Origin of the sequence: Mesorhizobium sp. M0960, from assembly GCF_040319055.1 — a bacterium.
Classification (GTDB): Bacteria; Pseudomonadota; Alphaproteobacteria; order Rhizobiales; family Rhizobiaceae; genus Mesorhizobium.
This window is the reverse complement of the sequence record NZ_JAMYNN010000007.1, coordinates 232,993-251,031: the sequence shown is the minus strand read 5'-3', so window position 1 is coordinate 251,031 and position 18,039 is coordinate 232,993. Positions and strand designations below refer to the sequence as shown.

At 62.4% G+C, this 18,039-nt stretch carries 30 protein-coding genes; all 30 read left to right on the top strand.

The window, feature by feature from the left end; genetic code table 11:
* Positions 1-260 (top strand): EF-Tu C-terminal domain-related protein (locus tag NKH63_RS16290; RefSeq protein ID WP_477335787.1); only part of this gene is annotated, 260 nt, incomplete at its 5' end.
* 63 nt (positions 261-323) lie between these two features.
* A complete protein-coding gene (gene rpsJ, locus NKH63_RS16285) occupies positions 324-632 on the top strand; it encodes a 30S ribosomal protein S10 (protein WP_006205468.1) in 309 nt (102 codons plus the stop codon).
* 96 nt (positions 633-728) lie between these two features.
* On the top strand, positions 729-1,457 hold the full coding sequence (gene rplC / locus NKH63_RS16280; RefSeq protein WP_023717519.1) for a 50S ribosomal protein L3: 729 nt from the start codon (positions 729-731) through the stop codon (positions 1,455-1,457).
* The gene (gene rplD, locus NKH63_RS16275; protein WP_023675140.1) at positions 1,457-2,077 is read left to right on the top strand and encodes a 50S ribosomal protein L4; all 621 of its coding nucleotides are present in this window, start codon (positions 1,457-1,459) and stop codon (positions 2,075-2,077) included. The genes rplC and rplD overlap by 1 nt, the downstream gene beginning before the upstream one ends.
* Entirely contained in the window at positions 2,074-2,367 is a 294-nt protein-coding gene (locus NKH63_RS16270) for a 50S ribosomal protein L23 (protein WP_006205465.1), read from the top strand. Before rplD ends, NKH63_RS16270 begins: the two co-directional genes overlap by 4 nt.
* A gap of 22 nt (positions 2,368-2,389) precedes the next feature.
* Positions 2,390-3,223 carry a 50S ribosomal protein L2 gene (gene rplB, locus NKH63_RS16265; RefSeq protein WP_023675138.1) on the top strand — a complete coding sequence of 278 codons (834 nt, stop codon included), beginning with the start codon at positions 2,390-2,392 and terminating at the stop codon, positions 3,221-3,223.
* Between the two features lie 16 nt (positions 3,224-3,239).
* A complete protein-coding gene (rpsS, locus tag NKH63_RS16260; protein WP_006205463.1) occupies positions 3,240-3,518 on the top strand; it encodes a 30S ribosomal protein S19 in 279 nt (92 codons plus the stop codon).
* A 2-nt stretch (positions 3,519-3,520) separates the two neighbouring features.
* Complete coding sequence (rplV, locus tag NKH63_RS16255; protein ID WP_006205462.1) at positions 3,521-3,910, top strand: 50S ribosomal protein L22; 390 nt, start codon at positions 3,521-3,523, stop codon at positions 3,908-3,910.
* Positions 3,910-4,635 (top strand): 30S ribosomal protein S3, encoded by a 726-nt coding sequence (gene rpsC / locus NKH63_RS16250; RefSeq protein ID WP_023675137.1) that lies wholly within the window; start codon positions 3,910-3,912, stop codon positions 4,633-4,635. Before rplV ends, rpsC begins: the two co-directional genes overlap by 1 nt.
* A gap of 27 nt (positions 4,636-4,662) precedes the next feature.
* Positions 4,663-5,076 carry a 50S ribosomal protein L16 gene (rplP, locus tag NKH63_RS16245; protein ID WP_006205460.1) on the top strand — a complete coding sequence of 138 codons (414 nt, stop codon included), beginning with the start codon at positions 4,663-4,665 and terminating at the stop codon, positions 5,074-5,076.
* Positions 5,077-5,089: 13 nt separating this feature from the next.
* Positions 5,090-5,290 (top strand): 50S ribosomal protein L29, encoded by a 201-nt coding sequence (rpmC, locus tag NKH63_RS16240; protein ID WP_006205459.1) that lies wholly within the window; start codon positions 5,090-5,092, stop codon positions 5,288-5,290.
* Positions 5,291-5,301: 11 nt separating this feature from the next.
* Positions 5,302-5,541, top strand: coding sequence for a 30S ribosomal protein S17 (gene rpsQ / locus NKH63_RS16235; protein ID WP_023675136.1), 240 nt, complete (start codon positions 5,302-5,304; stop codon positions 5,539-5,541).
* Positions 5,542-5,623: 82 nt separating this feature from the next.
* Positions 5,624-5,992, top strand: a complete 369-nt coding sequence (rplN, locus tag NKH63_RS16230; RefSeq protein ID WP_006205457.1) for a 50S ribosomal protein L14 — start codon at positions 5,624-5,626, stop codon at positions 5,990-5,992.
* 12 nt (positions 5,993-6,004) lie between these two features.
* Complete coding sequence (rplX, locus tag NKH63_RS16225; protein ID WP_254817150.1) at positions 6,005-6,319, top strand: 50S ribosomal protein L24; 315 nt, start codon at positions 6,005-6,007, stop codon at positions 6,317-6,319.
* Complete coding sequence (rplE, locus tag NKH63_RS16220) at positions 6,312-6,890, top strand: 50S ribosomal protein L5 (protein ID WP_023717521.1); 579 nt, start codon at positions 6,312-6,314, stop codon at positions 6,888-6,890. Before rplX ends, rplE begins: the two co-directional genes overlap by 8 nt.
* Positions 6,891-6,917: 27 nt before the next feature.
* Positions 6,918-7,223, top strand: a complete 306-nt coding sequence (rpsN, locus tag NKH63_RS16215) for a 30S ribosomal protein S14 (RefSeq protein WP_023675134.1) — start codon at positions 6,918-6,920, stop codon at positions 7,221-7,223.
* A 12-nt stretch (positions 7,224-7,235) separates the two neighbouring features.
* On the top strand, positions 7,236-7,634 hold the full coding sequence (gene rpsH / locus NKH63_RS16210) for a 30S ribosomal protein S8 (RefSeq protein ID WP_006205453.1): 399 nt from the start codon (positions 7,236-7,238) through the stop codon (positions 7,632-7,634).
* 87 nt (positions 7,635-7,721) lie between these two features.
* A complete protein-coding gene (gene rplF / locus NKH63_RS16205; RefSeq protein WP_352482509.1) occupies positions 7,722-8,255 on the top strand; it encodes a 50S ribosomal protein L6 in 534 nt (177 codons plus the stop codon).
* Positions 8,256-8,342: 87 nt separating this feature from the next.
* Positions 8,343-8,702 (top strand): 50S ribosomal protein L18, encoded by a 360-nt coding sequence (gene rplR, locus NKH63_RS16200; protein WP_023675132.1) that lies wholly within the window; start codon positions 8,343-8,345, stop codon positions 8,700-8,702.
* A 155-nt stretch (positions 8,703-8,857) separates the two neighbouring features.
* The gene (gene rpsE, locus NKH63_RS16195; RefSeq protein ID WP_006333394.1) at positions 8,858-9,421 is read left to right on the top strand and encodes a 30S ribosomal protein S5; all 564 of its coding nucleotides are present in this window, start codon (positions 8,858-8,860) and stop codon (positions 9,419-9,421) included.
* Positions 9,422-9,445: 24 nt separating this feature from the next.
* Positions 9,446-9,643: a 50S ribosomal protein L30 gene (gene rpmD / locus NKH63_RS16190; protein WP_006205449.1), complete on the top strand. Its 198-nt coding sequence runs from the start codon at positions 9,446-9,448 to the stop codon at positions 9,641-9,643.
* Between the two features lie 22 nt (positions 9,644-9,665).
* Positions 9,666-10,139, top strand: coding sequence for a 50S ribosomal protein L15 (rplO, locus tag NKH63_RS16185; protein WP_023717522.1), 474 nt, complete (start codon positions 9,666-9,668; stop codon positions 10,137-10,139).
* 191 nt (positions 10,140-10,330) lie between these two features.
* Entirely contained in the window at positions 10,331-11,671 is a 1,341-nt protein-coding gene (gene secY, locus NKH63_RS16180; protein ID WP_023717523.1) for a preprotein translocase subunit SecY, read from the top strand.
* Complete coding sequence (locus NKH63_RS16175) at positions 11,668-12,279, top strand: adenylate kinase (protein WP_023717524.1); 612 nt, start codon at positions 11,668-11,670, stop codon at positions 12,277-12,279. The genes secY and NKH63_RS16175 overlap by 4 nt, the downstream gene beginning before the upstream one ends.
* Before the next feature lie 198 nt (positions 12,280-12,477).
* A complete protein-coding gene (gene rpsM, locus NKH63_RS16170) occupies positions 12,478-12,846 on the top strand; it encodes a 30S ribosomal protein S13 (RefSeq protein WP_006205445.1) in 369 nt (122 codons plus the stop codon).
* Positions 12,847-12,985: 139 nt separating this feature from the next.
* On the top strand, positions 12,986-13,375 hold the full coding sequence (gene rpsK, locus NKH63_RS16165) for a 30S ribosomal protein S11 (protein ID WP_006205444.1): 390 nt from the start codon (positions 12,986-12,988) through the stop codon (positions 13,373-13,375).
* 106 nt (positions 13,376-13,481) lie between these two features.
* Positions 13,482-14,492 (top strand): DNA-directed RNA polymerase subunit alpha, encoded by a 1,011-nt coding sequence (locus NKH63_RS16160; protein ID WP_023675128.1) that lies wholly within the window; start codon positions 13,482-13,484, stop codon positions 14,490-14,492.
* Positions 14,493-14,531: 39 nt separating this feature from the next.
* Positions 14,532-14,963: a 50S ribosomal protein L17 gene (gene rplQ, locus NKH63_RS16155; RefSeq protein ID WP_023675127.1), complete on the top strand. Its 432-nt coding sequence runs from the start codon at positions 14,532-14,534 to the stop codon at positions 14,961-14,963.
* Positions 14,964-15,155: 192 nt separating this feature from the next.
* Positions 15,156-16,643: a DegQ family serine endoprotease gene (locus NKH63_RS16150; RefSeq protein ID WP_023717525.1), complete on the top strand. Its 1,488-nt coding sequence runs from the start codon at positions 15,156-15,158 to the stop codon at positions 16,641-16,643.
* A 42-nt stretch (positions 16,644-16,685) separates the two neighbouring features.
* Positions 16,686-17,996 carry a replication-associated recombination protein A gene (locus NKH63_RS16145; protein ID WP_023717526.1) on the top strand — a complete coding sequence of 437 codons (1,311 nt, stop codon included), beginning with the start codon at positions 16,686-16,688 and terminating at the stop codon, positions 17,994-17,996.
* The last annotated feature ends 43 nt before the right edge of the window (positions 17,997-18,039 follow it).

The window sequence follows — 18,039 nt, the reverse complement described above, 5'->3', positions numbered from 1 at the left end:
CCTACATCCTGACCAAGGACGAGGGCGGCCGTCACACGCCGTTCTTCACCAACTACCGTCCGCAGTTCTATTTCCGCACGACGGATGTGACCGGCATCGTGTCGCTGCCGGAAGGCACCGAGATGGTGATGCCGGGCGACAACATCACCGTCGATGTCGAGCTGATCGTGCCGATCGCCATGGAAGAGAAGCTGCGCTTCGCCATCCGTGAAGGCGGCCGCACCGTCGGTGCCGGCATCGTCGTCACCATCAAAGAGTAATTTGGACTTAAACCGATCTGTCGCGGGCGCTGCCCGCGCCGCGCCAGAACAAGGAAGTGACGCATGAACGGACAGAATATCCGCATCCGCCTGAAGGCGTTTGATCACCGGGTGCTCGACGCCTCGACACGGGAAATCGTGTCGACCGCCAAGCGCACCGGCGCCAACGTCCGCGGCCCCATTCCGCTGCCGACGCGGATCGAAAAGTTCACGGTCAACCGGTCGCCTCACGTCGACAAGAAGAGCCGCGAGCAGTTCGAGATGCGCACGCACAAGCGTCTGCTCGACATCGTCGACCCGACCCCGCAGACGGTCGATGCTTTGATGAAGCTCGATCTGGCCGCCGGTGTCGACGTCGAGATCAAGCTCTAAGGAACCAGAGGTCAGCGGGGCGACCCGGAACTCTGAAGGAACAAGAGGCGTGGAGGGGCGACAGCCCCGACAGGGAACTCTAAAGGAATTGAACCGATGCGTTCAGGTGTGATTGCAAAGAAGGTGGGAATGACCCGCATCTACAACGATGCCGGGGAACATGTTCCCGTCACTGTTCTCCAGATGGAGAACTGCCAGGTCGTGGCGCAGCGCACGCAGGAGAAGAACGGCTATACCGCCGTCCAGCTCGGCGTTGGCCTTGCCAAGGTGAAGAACACGTCGAAGGCGATGCGCGGCCATTTCGCGACCGCTTCCGTCGAGCCCAAGGCCAAGGTTGCCGAGTTCCGCGTCTCCGCCGACAACATGATCGATGTCGGCGCCGAAATCACCGTCGAGCATTTCGTCGTCGGCCAGAAGGTCGATGTGACGGGAACCACGATCGGCAAGGGTTTCCAGGGCGTCATCAAGCGGCACCACATGGGTGGCGGCCGCGCGACGCACGGCAACTCGGTGTCGCACCGTACGCACGGCTCGACCGGCCAGCGCCAGGATCCGGGCAAGGTGTTCAAGGGCAAGCATATGGCCGGCCACATGGGTGACACCCGCGTCACCACGCAGAATGTCGAGGTCGTCTCGACCGACGCCGATCGCGGCCTGATCCTGATCCGCGGTGCGGTCCCGGGTTCGAAGGGTGCATGGATCCTGGTCCGCGACGCGGCCAAGGTGGCGCTTCCGGCCAATGCGCCGAAGCCCGCCGCGATCCGCGCCGTTGCGACCGATGGTGCCGCCAAGAACGAGGCCCCGGCCACAGAGGGAGCGGAATAATGGACCTCAAGATTACAACGCTTGGCGGCAAGGACGCCGGCAAGCTGAAGCTCTCCGAAGAGATTTTCGGCCTTGATCCGCGCGAGGACATCCTGCAGCGCGTCGTGCGCTGGCAGCTTGCCAAGAAGCAGCAGGGCACCCACAAGGCCAAGGGCCGCGCTGAAATCGCCCGCACAGGCGCCAAGATGTACAAGCAGAAGGGTACCGGCCGCGCCCGTCACCATTCGGCTCGCGCTCCGCAGTTCCGCGGCGGTGGCAAGGCCCACGGCCCGGTCGTGCGCAGCCACGAGCACGATCTGCCGAAGAAGGTGCGTGCGCTCGGTCTCAAGCATGCGCTTTCGGCCAAGGCCAAGAGTGCGTCGATCATCATCATCGACGAGCTGAAGCTGACCGAGGCCAAGACCAAGGCACTGATTGCGAATTTCGCGACGCTGGGCCTGAGCAACGCCCTGGTGATCGGCGGCGCCGAGCTTGACAAGAATTTCAAGCTGGCGGCGACCAACATCCCGAACATCGACGTGCTGCCCATCCAGGGCATCAACGTCTACGACATTCTGCGCCGCGGCACGCTGGTCCTTTCCAAGGCCGCCGTCGAGGCTCTCGAGGAGCGCTTCAAATGACCGACCTTCGTCATTACGATGTGATCGTCTCGCCGGCGATCACCGAAAAGTCGACCATGGCTTCCGAGCAGAACCAGGTCGTCTTCAACGTCGCCAAGAAGGCGTCGAAGCCGGAAATCAAGGCCGCCGTCGAAGCGCTGTTCGGCGTCAAGGTGATGGCCGTGAACACGCTTGTCCGCAAGGGCAAGATCAAGCGCTTCCGCGGCACGATCGGCCGCCAGAGCGACGTCAAGAAGGCGGTTGTGACGCTGGCCGACGGCCAGTCGATCGACGTCGCGACGGGTCTCTGAGCAAGGTCGCGAGGACAGAACAATGGCACTGAAAAAATTCAACCCGGTAACGCCGAGCACCCGTCAGCTGGTCATCGTCGACCGCTCGGGCCTCTACAAGGGCAAGCCCGTCAAGGGTCTGACCGAAGGCCTGACCAAATCGGGCGGCCGCAACAATTACGGCCGCATCACGGCACGCTTCATCGGCGGCGGTCACAAGCGCACCTACCGCATCATCGACTTCAAGCGCCGCAAGTTCGACGTCGTCGGCACGGTCGAGCGTATCGAATACGATCCGAACCGCACCGCCTTCATCGCGCTGATCAAGTATGACGATGGTGAGCTGTCCTACATCATCGCCCCGCAGCGTCTGGCTCCCGGCGACAAGATCGTGGCCGGTGAATCGGTCGACGTGAAGCCGGGCAACGCGATGCCGCTGGCCTCGATGCCGGTCGGCACGATCGTCCACAATATCGAGCTGAAGCCTGGCAAGGGCGCTCAGGTCGCCCGCTCGGCGGGCGGTTATGGCCAGCTTGTCGGCCGCGACCAGGGCATGGCGATCCTGCGCCTCAACTCGGGCGAGCAGCGTGTCGTCCACGGCTCCTGCATGGCCACTGTCGGTGCCGTGTCCAACCCGGACCACGGCAACATCAATGACGGCAAGGCAGGCCGCACCGTGTGGCGCGGCAAGCGTCCGCACAATCGCGGCGTGACCATGAACCCGGTCGACCATCCACATGGCGGCGGCGAAGGCCGCACCTCGGGTGGCCGCCATCCGGTTTCGCCCTGGGGCAAGCCGACCAAGGGCAAGAAGACGCGGTCCAACAAGGCGACCGACAAGTTCATCCTGCGCTCGCGCCATCAGCGCAAGAGCTAAGAAGAGGTAACGCCAAGTGACTCGTTCGATTTGGAAAGGCCCCTTCATCGACGGCTACCTTCTGAAGAAGGTGGACAAGGTTCGTGAAGGTGGTCGCAATGAGGTGATCAAGATGTGGAGCCGCCGCTCCACCATCCTGCCGCAGTTCGTCGGCTTCACCTTCGGTGTCTACAACGGCCAGAAGCACGTTCCCGTCTCGGTGAACGAGGACATGGTCGGTCACAAGTTCGGTGAATTCGCTCCGACCCGGACCTATTACGGTCACGGCGCGGATAAGAAGGCGAAGAGGAAATAATCATGGGCAAGGCCAAAGCTCCGCGCAGGCTTGCTGACAACGAAGCGCGCGCCGTGTTGCGCACGATCCGTATCAGCCCGCAGAAGCTGAACCTGGTTGCCGCGCTGATCCGCGGCAAGAAGGTCGCGACAGCGCTTTCCGACCTCGAATTCTCGGCCAAGCGGATTTCCGGCACGGTCAAGAAGACGCTGGAATCGGCGATCGCCAACGCGGAAAACAACCACGACCTCGACGTCGATGCGCTGATCGTGGCGGAAGCCTATGTCGGCAAGTCGATCGTCATGAAGCGGTTCCATGCCCGTGGCCGTGGTCGCGCCAGCCGTATCGAGAAGCCGTTCTCGCACCTCACGATCGTCGTTCGTGAAGTCGAAGAAAAAGGGGAGGCCGCATAATGGGCCAGAAAGTCAATCCGATCGGTCTGCGTCTCGGCATCAACCGCACCTGGGATTCGCGCTGGTTCGCGAATACAGGCGAGTACGGTAAGCTGCTGCACGAGGACATCAAGATCCGCAAATATCTTGAGAAGGAACTCAAGCAGGCTGCGATCTCGAAGGTCGTGATCGAGCGTCCGCACAAGAAGTGCCGCGTCACCATCCATGCGGCGCGTCCGGGCCTGATCATCGGCAAGAAGGGCGCCGACATCGAGAAGCTTCGCAAGAAGCTGATGGAGATGACCAAGTCCGAGACGCATCTGAACATCGTCGAAGTGCGCAAGCCGGAGATCGACGCGACCCTGGTCGCCCAGTCGATCGCCCAGCAGCTCGAGCGCCGCATCGCGTTCCGCCGCGCCATGAAGCGCGCCGTGCAGTCGGCGATGCGCCTCGGTGCCGAAGGCATCCGCATCAACTGCGCCGGCCGTCTCGGCGGCGCCGAGATCGCGCGCATGGAATGGTATCGTGAAGGCCGCGTGCCACTGCATACGCTGCGTGCCGACGTCGACTACGGCACGGCCGAAGCGAATACGGCCTACGGCATTTGCGGCGTCAAGGTCTGGGTGTTCAAGGGCGAGATCCTCGAGCACGACCCGATGGCTTCGGAGCGCCGCGCCACCGAGGGCGATCATGCGCATGGCGGTGGTGGTGAGCGCGAACGCGGTCGCCGTCGCGAAAACGCGTAAGACAGTTAGGAATTTGGAGTTAGAACGATGCTGCAGCCAAAGCGCACAAAGTTCCGTAAGCAGTTCAAGGGCCGCATCCACGGTACCGCCAAGGGCGGCACCAACCTGGATTTCGGTGGTTTCGGGCTGAAGGCGCTTGAGCCGAACCGCGTCACCGCGCGTGAGATCGAGGCGGCCCGCCGCGCGATCACCCGCGAGATGAAGCGTGCCGGCCGCGTGTGGATCCGTATCTTCCCGGACGTGCCGGTGACGTCGAAGCCGACCGAAGTCCGCATGGGCAAGGGCAAGGGCGCGGTCGACTACTGGGCGGCACGCGTCAAGCCAGGCCGCATCATGTTCGAGATCGACGGCGTCAACGAGGAAACCGCCCGTGAGGCGCTGCGTCTCGGCGCGGCCAAGCTCTCGGTCAGGACGCGCTTCGTACAGCGCATCGCAGAATAAGGACGGGCTGATCATGAAAGCCGAAGACATCCGGACCAAGACCCAGGACCAGCTGACCGACGACCTGGCCAGCCTGAAGAAGGAGCAGTTCAACCTGCGCTTCCAGAAGGCCACCGGCCAGCTTGAGAAGACCGCGCGCGTGAGGCAGGTCCGCAAGGACATTGCGCGTATCAAGACCATCGCTGCGGAAAAGTCCGCGGCCAAGAAGGCTTAAGGACGAAAACCATGCCAAAGCGCATTCTGCAGGGCACCGTCGTCAGCGACAAGAACGAGAAGACGGTTGTCGTCAAGGTCGAACGGCGCTTCACGCATCCCGTGATGAAGAAGACCGTGCGCATGACCAAGAAGTACAAGGCGCACGACGAGAACAACGCCCACAAGGTCGGCGATCAGGTGTTCATCCAGGAATCGAAGCCGATTTCCAAGGACAAGCGCTGGGTCGTGGTGTCTTCGGACCAGGCCTGATCAGGGCTAACGAAACGAATTTTGGACAGACCGGGGAGGGGTGAGAAACCCGTCCCGTTAGAAAAGAAGAAGGCGGCCAGTCATGATTCAGATGCAAACAAACCTCGACGTCGCGGATAATTCCGGCGCCCGTCGTGTCATGTGCATCAAGGTGCTGGGCGGCTCGAAGCGGAAATACGCTTCCGTGGGCGACATCATCGTGGTGTCGATCAAGGAAGCGATCCCGCGCGGCCGCGTCAAGAAGGGCGATGTGATGAAGGCGGTCGTGGTTCGCACGGCCAAGGACATCCGCCGCCCGGACGGCAGCGTGATCCGTTTCGACAAGAACGCAGCCGTTCTCGTCGACAACAAGAAAGAGCCGATCGGCACGCGTATCTTCGGACCGGTTCCGCGCGAACTCCGCGCCAAGAACCACATGAAGATCATCTCGCTCGCGCCTGAAGTGCTGTAAGGAGCCGGACCAATGCAAAAGATTAGAAAAGGCGACAAGGTCGTCGTGCTGGCCGGCAAGGACAAGGGCCGTTCGGGCGAAGTCCTCTCGGTGCAGCCGAAGGACGACACCGCGCTGGTGCGCGGCGTCAACCTGATCCGTCGTCACCAGAAGCAGTCCCAGTCCCAAGAGGGCGGGATCATCACCAAGGAAGCGCCGATCCAGCTGTCGAACATCGCGCTGGCCGACCCCAAGGATGGTAAGCCGACCCGCGTCGGCTTCATCTTCCAGAAGGACGGCAAGAAGGTGCGCGTCGCCAAGCGCTCGGGAGAAGTCATCAATGGCTAAGGCTCAAACCAAGCAGGCAACTGCCCAGAACACGCCCCGCCTCAAGCAGGTCTATAACGAGACCATCCGCAAGGCGCTGCAGGAGCAGTTCGGCTACGACAACGAGATGCAGGTTCCGCGCATCGACAAGATCGTGCTGAACATGGGCGTCGGCGAGGCGACCGGCGATTCGAAGAAGCCTTCGATCGCGGCGGAAGACCTTGCGATGATCGCCGGCCAGAAGGCTGTCGTCACCCGCGCCCGCAACTCGATCGCCGGCTTCAAGGTCCGCGAGAAGATGCCGATCGGCGCCAAGGTCACGCTGCGCAAGGAACGCATGTACGAGTTCCTCGATCGTCTCGTGAACATCGCACTGCCGCGCGTCCGCGACTTCCGCGGGCTCAACCCGAAGAGCTTCGATGGCCGTGGCAACTATGCCATGGGCATCAAGGAACACATCGTGTTTCCGGAGATCAACTACGACAAGGTTGATCAGATCTGGGGCATGGACGTCATCGTTTGTACGACTGCGAAGACGGACGACGAAGCCAGGGCATTGCTCAAGGCCTTCAACTTCCCCTTCCGCCAGTAACGGCAGCGAGAAAAGGAAAAATCTGAAATGGCAAAGACCAGCTCAGTCGAGAAGAACAACAGGCGCCGCAAGCTTGCGGACCAGTTCGCTGCCAAGCGCAAGGTGCTCAAGGCGATCATCATGGATCAGTCCAAGCCGATGGAAGAGCGCTTCCGCGCTCAGCTGAAGCTTTCGGCGCTGCCGCGCAACTCGGCCAAGACCCGCATCCGCAACCGCTGCGAAGTCACCGGACGTCCGCGTGCCTATTATCGCAAGCTCAAAGTATCGCGTATCGCGCTTCGTGATCTCGGCAATAACGGCCAGATCCCGGGCCTGGTCAAGTCGAGCTGGTAAGGAGGACATAACATGTCATTGAGCGATCCTCTCGGCGATATGCTGACCCGCATCCGCAACGCGTATGGCCGTAAGAAGTCGAGCGTTTCGACGCCGGCCTCGCGCCTGCGTACCCGCGTCCTCGACGTGCTGAAGGCCGAAGGCTATATCCGCGACTACAGCCAGACCGACTTCGACAACGGCAAGTCCGAAATCGAGATCGAGCTGAAGTATTTCGACGGTGCGCCGGTGGTGCGCGAAATCGCCCGTGTCTCGAAGCCCGGCCGCCGCGTCTACGTTTCGGCCAAGTCGATACCGCACGTCGCCAACGGCCTCGGCATCGCCATCCTTTCGACGCCGAAGGGCGTGATGGCCGACCACGAAGCGCGCGAACAGAATGTCGGCGGGGAAATCCTCTGCCAGATCTTCTGATCTGTACGTGACCCCAATTGGAAACCGGTTTCGGGATCAAATCCCGAAGCCGAGACCTGAAACAAGAGAAGTGACGAGGACAACAAAATGTCTCGTATTGGAAAGAAGCCCGTTTCGCTGCCGCAGGGCGTGACCGCGATCGTCAACGGCCAGACCGTGACGGCGAAGGGTCCGAAGGGCGAGCTGAAGTTCGTGGTGAACGACGAAGTGCTGGTCAAGATGGAAGGCAGCGAGATCGCTGTCCAGCCGCGCGACCAGACCAAGACCGCCCGCTCCAAATGGGGCATGTCGCGCACGCAGATCGTCAACATCCTGCAGGGCGTCAAGGGCGGCTTCGAAAAGAAGCTCGAGATCACCGGCGTCGGCTATCGTGCCGCCATGCAGGGCAAGAACCTGCAGCTGGCGCTCGGCTTCAGCCATGACGTCGTCTACGAAACGCCGCAGGGCGTGACGATTTCGGTGCCGAAGCCGACGGAAATCACCGTGACCGGCATCGACAAGCAGCAGGTCGGCCAGGTTGCCGCCGAGATCCGCGAGTATCGCAGCCCCGAGCCCTACAAGGGCAAGGGTGTCCGCTATGCTGGCGAGAAGATCGTCCGCAAGGAAGGCAAGAAGAAGTAATTTTAACGCCGCGGGGAGCGGTCGCGGGAGGCGCTTCGCCTACCGCATATGGTTGCCCCCGTTTTTTGAAGGCAAGGAACTGATATCATGGGCTCGAAAGAATCCACCCAACGCCGCGCTCAGCGCGTCCGCCGCCAGATCAAGAAAGTTGCCGGCGATCGTCCGCGCCTGTCGGTCCATCGCACGTCGAAGAACATCTACGTCCAGGTCATCGACGACGCCAAGGGCCACACCATCGCCGCTGCTTCGACGCTCGAGAAGGAGCTCAAGGGTTCGCTCAAGACCGGCGCCGACACCGCGGCCGCAGCTGCCATCGGCAAGCTGATCGCCGAGCGTGCCTCGAAGGCCGGCGTCAAGGAAGTCGTCTTCGACCGCGGTGCCTACATCTACCACGGCCGCGTCAAGGCGCTTGCCGAGGCTGCCCGTGAAGGTGGTCTGAGCTTCTAAAGCATGATCCCGAACCGGAGGTCAGCGCAGCAAAAAGTTGCAGACTTTTCGGATAGGATCATGCGAAGGAAAAAAGAGTTTTCGCCCCCGGCGACCCACAGAGGCGCCGGATATCATCATCAACCGTGCTTCCGGAAAAAAACAAGGAACAGGATATGGCACAGGAACGTAGGGATGGCGGCCGCGGCCGTGATCGCGAAGAGCGCGACGACGGCATGGTCGACAAGCTCGTCCACATCAACCGTGTCGCCAAGGTCGTCAAGGGCGGCCGGCGCTTCGGCTTTGCAGCGCTCGTCGTCGTCGGCGACCAGAAGGGCCGCGTCGGCTTCGGTCACGGCAAGGCGCGCGAAGTGCCGGAGGCGATCCGTAAGGCGACCGAATCGGCCAAGCGCGACATGATCTTCGTGCCGCTGCGCTCGGGCCGCACGCTGCACCATGACGTCGAGGGACGCTGGGGCGCGGGACGTGTTCTGCTGCGCGCTGCCAAGCAAGGTACCGGCATCATCGCCGGCGGCCCGATGCGCGCCGTCTTCGAGACGCTCGGCATGCATGACGTGGTCGCCAAGTCGATGGGTTCGTCGAACCCCTACAACATGGTTCGCGCCACTTTCGACGCGCTGAAGAGCCAGATGCATCCGAAGGATGTGGCTGCCGCGCGCGGCATCAAGTATTCGACCCTTCAGGCCCGCCGCGGCACCGCCGTTGCGGCTGAAGAATAGTCGACGCTGACCAGGGATCTGACCATGGCCAAGAAAGCAACCAAGACCATCACCGTCGAGCAGATCGGCTCGCCAATCCGCCGGCCGAAGGAGCAGCGCGCAACGCTGGTCGGCCTCGGCCTCAACAAGATGCACAAGCAGCGCACGCTGGAGGATACGCCCTCGGTGCGCGGCATGATCGCTGCCGTCCAGCATCTCGTCCGCGTTGTGGACGAGGGCTGAGCCAGAGCGCAGGAGAACCCAGATGAAACTCAACGATCTGCGTGACAAGGACGGCGCGACGCATTCCAAGAAGCGTCTCGGCCGTGGCATCGGTTCCGGTTCGGGCAAGACCGCCGGTCGCGGCGTCAAGGGCCAGAAGGCGCGCTCCGGCGTCGCCGTCAACGGCTTCGAGGGTGGCCAGATGCCGCTCTACCGTCGTCTGCCGAAGCGCGGCTTCAACAATATCTTCGCCAAGAGCTTCACCGTTGTGTCGCTGGCTCGCATCCAGGCTGCGCTCGATGCCAAGAAGCTCGATGCTAAGACAGTTGTGACGGCCGAGGCGCTGGTTGCGGCCGGCGTCATCCGTCGCGTCAAGGACGGCGTGCGCATCCTTTCGGACGGCGACATCAAGGCCAAGCTTGCCTTCGACGTGGCCGGAGCCTCCAAGGCCGCGGTCGAGAAGATCGAAAAGGCCGGCGGTTCGGTGAAGTTGCCTGAGAAAGCAGCCGCCGAGTAACGGCAATTTGAAGCACGGTCGGCAAAGGTGGAATTCGGTTTTGCCTTCGGTCGTGCTTTGATCCGACAGATGTGGCGGCCGCATCAACGCGGCCGCTTGCATGTTTGCAGTCCGGAGCTTATCTCGTGAGCTTCGGTGACACGCGCCGCCTGAGCTGCGGGCATCGAGCGTGACCAAGCGGAGAATCAGGCATGGCTTCGGCTGCTGAACAACTAGCCTCGAATCTGAATTTTTCGGCCTTCGCCAAAGCCGAGGATCTGAAGAAGCGCATCTGGTTCACCATCGGCGCGCTGCTCGTTTACCGCCTTGGCACCTATATCCCGCTGCCCGGCATCAATCCCGACGCTTTCGCCCAGGCCTTCTCGTCGCAGAGCAAGGGCGTACTCGGCATGTTCAACATGTTCGCCGGTGGCGCCGTGCAGCGCATGGCGATCTTTGCCCTCGGCATCATGCCCTATATCTCCGCCTCCATCATCATGCAGCTGATGACCTCGGTCATTCCTTCGCTGGAAGCGCTGAAGAAGGAGGGCGAGCAGGGTCGCAAGATCATCAACCAGTACACGCGCTACGGCACCGTGCTTCTGGCGCTGGTCCAGGCCTATGGCATTTCGGTCGGGCTTGAGGGCGGCAATGGCATCGTCAACGATCCCGGCATGTTCTTCCGCATCTCCACCGTCGTCACGCTGGTCGGCGGTACCATGTTCCTGATGTGGCTTGGCGAGCAGATCACCGCCCGCGGCATCGGCAACGGCATTTCGCTGATCATCTTCTCCGGCATCGTCGCCGGCCTGCCGCGCGCCATCTCCGGCACGCTGGAGCTTGGCCGCACCGGCGCACTGTCGACCGGCCTGATCCTGGCGATCATCGTGCTCGCCATCGTCGTCATCGCGCTGATCGTCTTCTTCGAGCGCGCCCAGCGCCGCCTGCTGATCCAGTATCCCAAGCGCCAGGTCGGCAATCGCATGTTCCAGGGCGATACCTCGCATCTGCCGCTGAAGCTCAACACGTCCGGCGTCATTCCGCCGATCTTCGCCTCGTCGCTGCTGCTGCTTCCGGCAACGGTTGCCGGCTTCTCGCAGACGACCAACATGCCTGCCTGGGCGAGCACCATCCTGGCGGCGCTCGGCCACGGCCAGCCGCTCTATATGGCCTTCTACGCTGCCATGATCGTGTTCTTCGCCTTCTTCTATACGGCGATCGTCTTCAATCCGAAGGACACCGCCGACCAGCTCAAGAAGCATTCGGGCTTCATCCCGGGCTATCGTCCGGGCGAGCGCACTGCGGACTATATCGACTATGTGCTCACCCGCATCACCGTCGTCGGCGCCATCTATCTGGTGCTGGTGTGTCTGCTGCCCGAGTTCCTGATTTCAGCGACTGGCGTACCGTTCTACCTTGGTGGCACTTCGCTCCTGATCGTGGTCAGTGTAACGCTCGATACGGTGGCGCAGATTCAGGGTCACCTGATCGCGCACCAGTATGAGGGCCTGATCAAGAAGTCGAAGCTGCGCGGGGGGAAGAAGGCCAGATGAGGTTGATATTGCTTGGACCGCCGGGGGCGGGCAAGGGGACACAAGCACTGAGACTGGTAGAAAGACACGGCATCCCACAGCTTTCCACGGGGGACATGCTGCGTGCTGCTGTTCAGGCCGGCACCGAAGTCGGCAGGCGAGCCAAGGCGGTGATGGATGCTGGTGAACTGGTGTCCGACGCTATCGTCAACGCCATCGTGGCCGAGCGCATCGATCAAGCCGATTGCGCAAACGGCTTCATCCTTGACGGATACCCGCGAACCCTGGTGCAAGCGGACGCCGTTGAGGAAATGCTTTCGGATCGCGGGCTGGAGCTAGACGCGGTCATCGAATTTGTCGTCGACGACAAGGCGCTGGTTGGCCGAATCGTCAAACGCGCCGAGGACGCCAAGGCCGCAGGCCTGCCGGTGCGCAAGGACGACAGCCCAGCGGTGTTCGAAGAACGCTTGAGGGAATATTACAAGAAAACCTCGCCGCTGATCGGCTACTACTACGCCAAGGGCAAGCTCAGGGGCGTCGATGGCATGGCCGACATCGATGCGGTGACGCAGCAGATCGAGGCGGTGCTCAGGGCGACGACCCGGCAGGTTGGCCAGGCGGCCGGCTAGAGAAACGAACGATTGCGCTTGACTGGAGCGGTCCGCTGGGGTATGGCGGCCCGTCTTCCTATCAGGCATGAGGCTTGCTTGTCCGCAAGGGCAAGGCAGGCCGCTTTGAACTGGAAACTCCCGCAAGGGCCGGCCTCCACCGGACGCGGGGCAACTTGAAGCGCCGGCTCGTCCGGCCTATATGGAGAAGAGAAGAACATGGCTCGTATAGCCGGCGTCAACATTCCTACCAACAAGCGCGTCGTCATTGCGCTTCAATACATTCACGGCATTGGCAAGAAGTTCGCCCAGGAGATCGTCGACAAGGTCGGCATCCCGGCCGAGCGCCGCGTCAACCAGCTGACCGACGCGGAAGTGCTGCAGATCCGGGAGACCATCGACCGCGACTACCAGGTCGAGGGCGACCTGCGCCGCGAAGTGTCGATGAACATCAAGCGGCTCATGGACCTCGGCTGCTACCGCGGCCTGCGTCACCGCCGCTCGCTGCCGGTTCGTGGCCAGCGCACGCACACCAATGCGCGCACCCGCAAAGGCCCAGCCAAGTCGATTGCCGGAAAGAAGAAGTAATTTAGGGCAGTAAGAGAGTAGGGCAGTAAGGCAATAGGAACGGCAGACATACTGCCCTACTGCCATATTCCCCTACTGCCTTCTCCCTGGTGGAGCCGCTGGCATTACGGCGGTGTAGAGATCAACTGAAAGGACTATCATGGCCAAGGAAGCCGCTCGTGTTCGCCGTCGCGAACGCAAGAACATCTCGTCGGGCGTTGCCCACGTCAATTCGACCTTCAACAACACGATGATCACCATCACCGACGCGCAGGGCAATTCCATTGCCTGGTCGTCGGCCGGAGCCCAGGGCTTCAAGGGATCGCGCAAGTCGACCCCTTTCGCTGCCCAGATGGCCGCCGAAGATGTTGCCAAGAAGGCTCAGGAACACGGCATGCGCATGCTCGAGGTCGAGGTCTGTGGACCCGGCTCCGGTCGTGAATCGGCGCTGCGGGCGCTGCAGGCAGCAGGCTTCACCATCACCTCGATCCGTGATGTGACGCCGATCCCGCACAATGGCTGCCGCCCGCGCAAGAAGCGCCGCGTCTAAAGAGAATTTACCGAACGCCGCGCGAGCGCCTCAAGGGCGCTCCTCCACGGCATTCCAGGTCGCCCGCCACGATTGGATGGTGGCGGGACAACGGAAGGAAAGCACTATGATCCAGAAAAATTGGCAGGAACTGATCAAGCCGAACAAGATCGAGTTCTCGTCGAAGAAGAAGACGCTGACCACTCTGGTCGCCGAGCCGCTCGAGCGCGGCTTCGGCCTCACCCTCGGCAACGCGCTGCGCCGCGTGCTTCTGTCTTCGCTGCGTGGCGCGGCTGTGACCGCCGTGCAGATCGACGGCGTTCTGCATGAATTCTCGTCCATCGCCGGCGTGCGCGAGGACGTGACCGACATCGTGTTGAACATCAAGGAAATCGCCATCCGCATGGAAGGCGATGGCCCCAAGCGCATGGTCGTGCGCAAGCAGGGACCGGGCGCGGTTCTCGCCGGCGACATCCAGACGGTCGGCGACGTCGAGATCCTCAATCCCGACCACGTCATCTGCACGCTGGACGAAGGCGCTGAGATCCGCATGGAATTCACCGTCGACACCGGCAAGGGCTATGTGCCGGCCGACCGCAACCGCGCCGAAGACGCGCCGATAGGGCTGATCCCGGTCGACAGCCTGTATTCGCCGGTCAAGAAGGTCTCCTACAAGGTCGAGAACACCCGTGAGGGGCAGGTTCTCGATTATGACAAGCTGACCATGACCATCGAGACCGATGGTTCGATCTCGGGCGAGGACGCGGTGGCCTTCGCCGCTCGCATCCTGCAGGACCAGCTCGGCCTGTTCGTCAATTTCGACGAGCCGCAGAAGGAAGTCGCTGCCGAACAGGTTACCGAGCTTGCCTTCAACCCGGCGCTGCTCAAGAAGGTCGACGAACTCGAGCTTTCGGTGCGTTCGGCCAACTGCCTGAAGAACGACAACATCGTCTATATCGGCGATCTGATCCAGAAGACCGAAGCCGAGATGCTGCGCACCCCGAACTTCGGCCGCAAGTCGCTGAACGAGATCAAGGAAGTCCTGGCGGCGATGGGCCTGCATCTCGGCATGGAAGTGCCGGACTGGCCGCCGGAAAACATCGAAGACCTCGCCAAGCGTTACGAAGATCAATACTGAGGCTCAGGCCTCTTGAACCCGCAATGAAGGAGAAGAGCCATGCGCCACGGATTTAAAGGCCGCCGGTTCGCCCGCAGCATAAGCCATCGCAAGTCGATGTTTGCCAACCTTGCCGTGTCGCTTATCGAGCACGAGCAGATCCTCACCACGCTGCCGAAGGCGAAGGATCTGCGTCCGATCGTCGAGAAGCTGGTGACGCTCGGCAAGCGCGGCGACCTGCACGCCCGCCGCCAAGTGATTGCCCAGATCGGCAATGAGGGCGTCGTCAAGCGTCTGTTCGACACAATCGCGCCACGTTACGCCACTCGCAATGGCGGCTATCTGCGCATCATGAAGGCCGGCTTCCGTCACGGTGACAATGCCGCAATGGCCGTCATCGAATTCGTCGACCGCGACACCTCGGCCAAAGGCGCCGGCGACCGCGCCCGCATCGAGGCCGAAGGCACCGAAGAGGAAGCCGCAGCCGCATAAGCTTCGGTTTTTCTGAGAAGTTCAAAGGGGCCTGCTGGCCCCTTTTTCTGTTTCCGAAGCTGCCGGGCAGGGCTTGCAGGGGTTTTGTCACCGGTTTTTGCGGCGACTATCCAAAATAATCGGATTTCAGCGGCTTAGCCTTTCATTTTGCACAATCGTCAGGACAATGGCGCCCGACTTGGAGGATTCGGAATGCGCGTTAAACGGCTGTCCCTTGTTCTGATCTGCGCCTTGATGGCGCTGGCCGTCGTGCCGGCGGCCAGGCACGCGCTGGCGGAGGAGACCAAGCCAGATCCCGGTCTGTCCGACGTGCTGACCGATCTGCTGCATGGCGTCGAAGGCGAAAACGCCACCTCCGGCCCCGACAAGCGCGTGCCGTTCGGCCGCGAGGAGGTGCAGCTGTCCTTCGCGCCGCTGGTCAAGCAGACGGCCCCGGCCGTGGTCAATGTCTACGCCTCGCAAACCGCCAAGGTGACGTCGCCCTTTGATGGCGATCCGTTCTTCGAGGAGTTCTTCGGCCGCTCGCAGCCGCGCGCGCAGTCTTCGCTCGGTTCGGGGGTGCTGGTCGATCCGACCGGCGTCGTGGTCACCAATTTCCACGTCGTCAAGGACGCCGACCAGGTCAAGGTCGCGACCGCCGACGGGCGCGAATTCGACAGCAAGGTGCTGCTCAAGGATGAGACGCTCGACCTCGCCGTGCTCAAGATTTCTTCCGACAAGCCGTTCCCGGTGATCGCCATTGGCGATTCCGACGCGCTCGAGGTCGGCGACCTGGTGCTGGCGATCGGCAATCCGTTCGGTGTCGGCCAGACCACCACCAGCGGCATCATTTCGGCTGTGGCGCGCAGCCATATCGGCGTCTCCGATTCCAGCTTCTTCATCCAGACCGACGCCGCCATCAACCCGGGCAATTCCGGTGGCGCGCTGGTCAACATGGGTGGTCAACTGATCGGCATCAACACTGCGATCTATAGCCGTAGCGGCGGCTCGATCGGTATCGGCTTTGCCATCCCTTCGAACATGGTTCGCGCCTTCGCCGATGCGGCCAAGGCCGGGCTCGACTTCTTCGAGCGGCCGTATGTCGGTGCCGAGTTCGAGGCGGTGACGCCGCAGATTGCCGAATCGCTCGGCATGGACAAACCGGCCGGCTCGCTGGTTTCTTCGGTCGAAGAGGCAGGACCCGCTGCCAAGGCAGGGCTCAAGCCTGGTGACGTGGTGCTGTCGCTCAACGGCAAGCCGGTCGAGAGCGTCGGGGCGCTGGACTACCGGATGGCGACGCTGTCGATCGGTACGAATGCCAGCTTCGGCGTTCTAAGCAAGGGTCAGCAGGCGACGATGGACATCGCGCTGGAACGGCCGCCTGAGGGCGCCAAAGCTGCGGAGCTCACATTGCGCGGCCGTAGCCCGTTTTCCGGTGCCAGGGTTGCCGAACTATCGCCACGGCTTGCCCAGCGGCTTGGTCTGCGCACCGATGTCAAAGGCGTCACCGTCGTCGATATCAACCGCGATTCGCCCGCTGCCGATTTTGGTTTCCAGCCGGGCGACATCGTGCGTGAGGTCAATGGCCTGACGATCGACAAGGCGGCGACCCTGGAACAGATAGCCCAGCAGGATACACGCTGGTGGCGCTTTACCGTCGAGCGCGGCGGGCAGATACTGCGCCAGGTGTTGCGTTACTAAGCCCGACGTCAGCATGGTCGGGCTCCAGGCAGAAGAAGTTGCATGGCCGATCTGTTCAGTGTCGATGAACCGGAAAAGACGCCGCCCGGCAGGCCGCTGGCCGACCGTCTGCGCCCGAAGAACCTCGGCGAGGTCGTCGGCCAGGAGCATCTGACCGGTCCCGACGGCGCGCTGACGCGGCTGATCGGCTCCGGCTCGCTCGGCTCGATGATCTTCTGGGGCCCGCCCGGCACCGGCAAGACCACGGTCGCACGGCTGCTTGCCGGCGAGACAAGCCTCGCTTTCGAACAGATCTCGGCCGTGTTTTCCGGCGTTGCTGACCTGAAGAAAGTGTTCGAGGCAGCGAAGCTGCGCCGCTCCAACGGCCGCCAGACACTGCTGTTCGTCGACGAGATCCATCGCTTCAACCGCGCCCAGCAGGACAGTTTTCTGCCCGTGATGGAAGACGGCACCGTCGTGCTGGTCGGCGCCACCACGGAGAACCCGTCCTTCGAGCTTAACGCCGCGCTGTTGTCGCGCGCACGCGTCCTGGTCTTTCACTCGCTCGGCGAGGACAGCATCGCCAAGCTCCTGGCGCGGGCCGAGGAGGCAGAGGGCAGGGCGCTGCCGCTCGATGACGAGGCGCGGGCGATGCTCATCCGCATGAGCGACGGCGACGGCCGCGCGGCGCTGACACTGGCCGAAGAGGTCTGGCGTGCCGCCAAATCAGGTGAAGTGTTTGGCGCCGAGGCCTTACAGCGCATCGTCCAGCGCCGCGCGCCGATCTACGACAAGGGCCAGGACGGCCATTACAATTTGATCTCCGCCTTGCACAAATCGGTGCGCGGCTCCGACCCCGACGCGGCACTCTACTATCTGGCCCGCATGTTCGACGCCGGCGAGGATCCGCTCTATCTCGGGCGCCGGTTGGTGCGCATGGCGATGGAGGATATCGGGCTGGCCGACCCGCAGGCACTCGTCGTCGCCAACGCCGCCAAGGACGCCTACGACTATCTGGGCTCGCCCGAGGGCGAACTGGCCTTCGCCGAGGCTACCGTCTATCTCGCTACCGCGCCGAAATCCAATGCAGTCTACACCGCATTCAAGGCCGCCACACAGGCGGCCAAGGAATTCGGTTCGCTGCTGCCGCCCAAGCACATTCTCAATGCGCCGACCAAGCTGATGAAACAGGAAGATTACGGCGCCGGCTATCGCTACGACCACGACGAGCCCGACGCTTTTTCCGGCCAGGACTATTTTCCTGAGAAGATGGGAAGGCAGACATTCTACGATCCGCCCGAGCGCGGCTTCGAGCGCGATATCAGGAAGCGGCTGGACTATTGGGCGAAGCTGCGCAGCGAGCGGGAAAAGTAGCTGCCAGTCGCACACTGGTGTGATCGGCGTTGTCTGGTGGGAT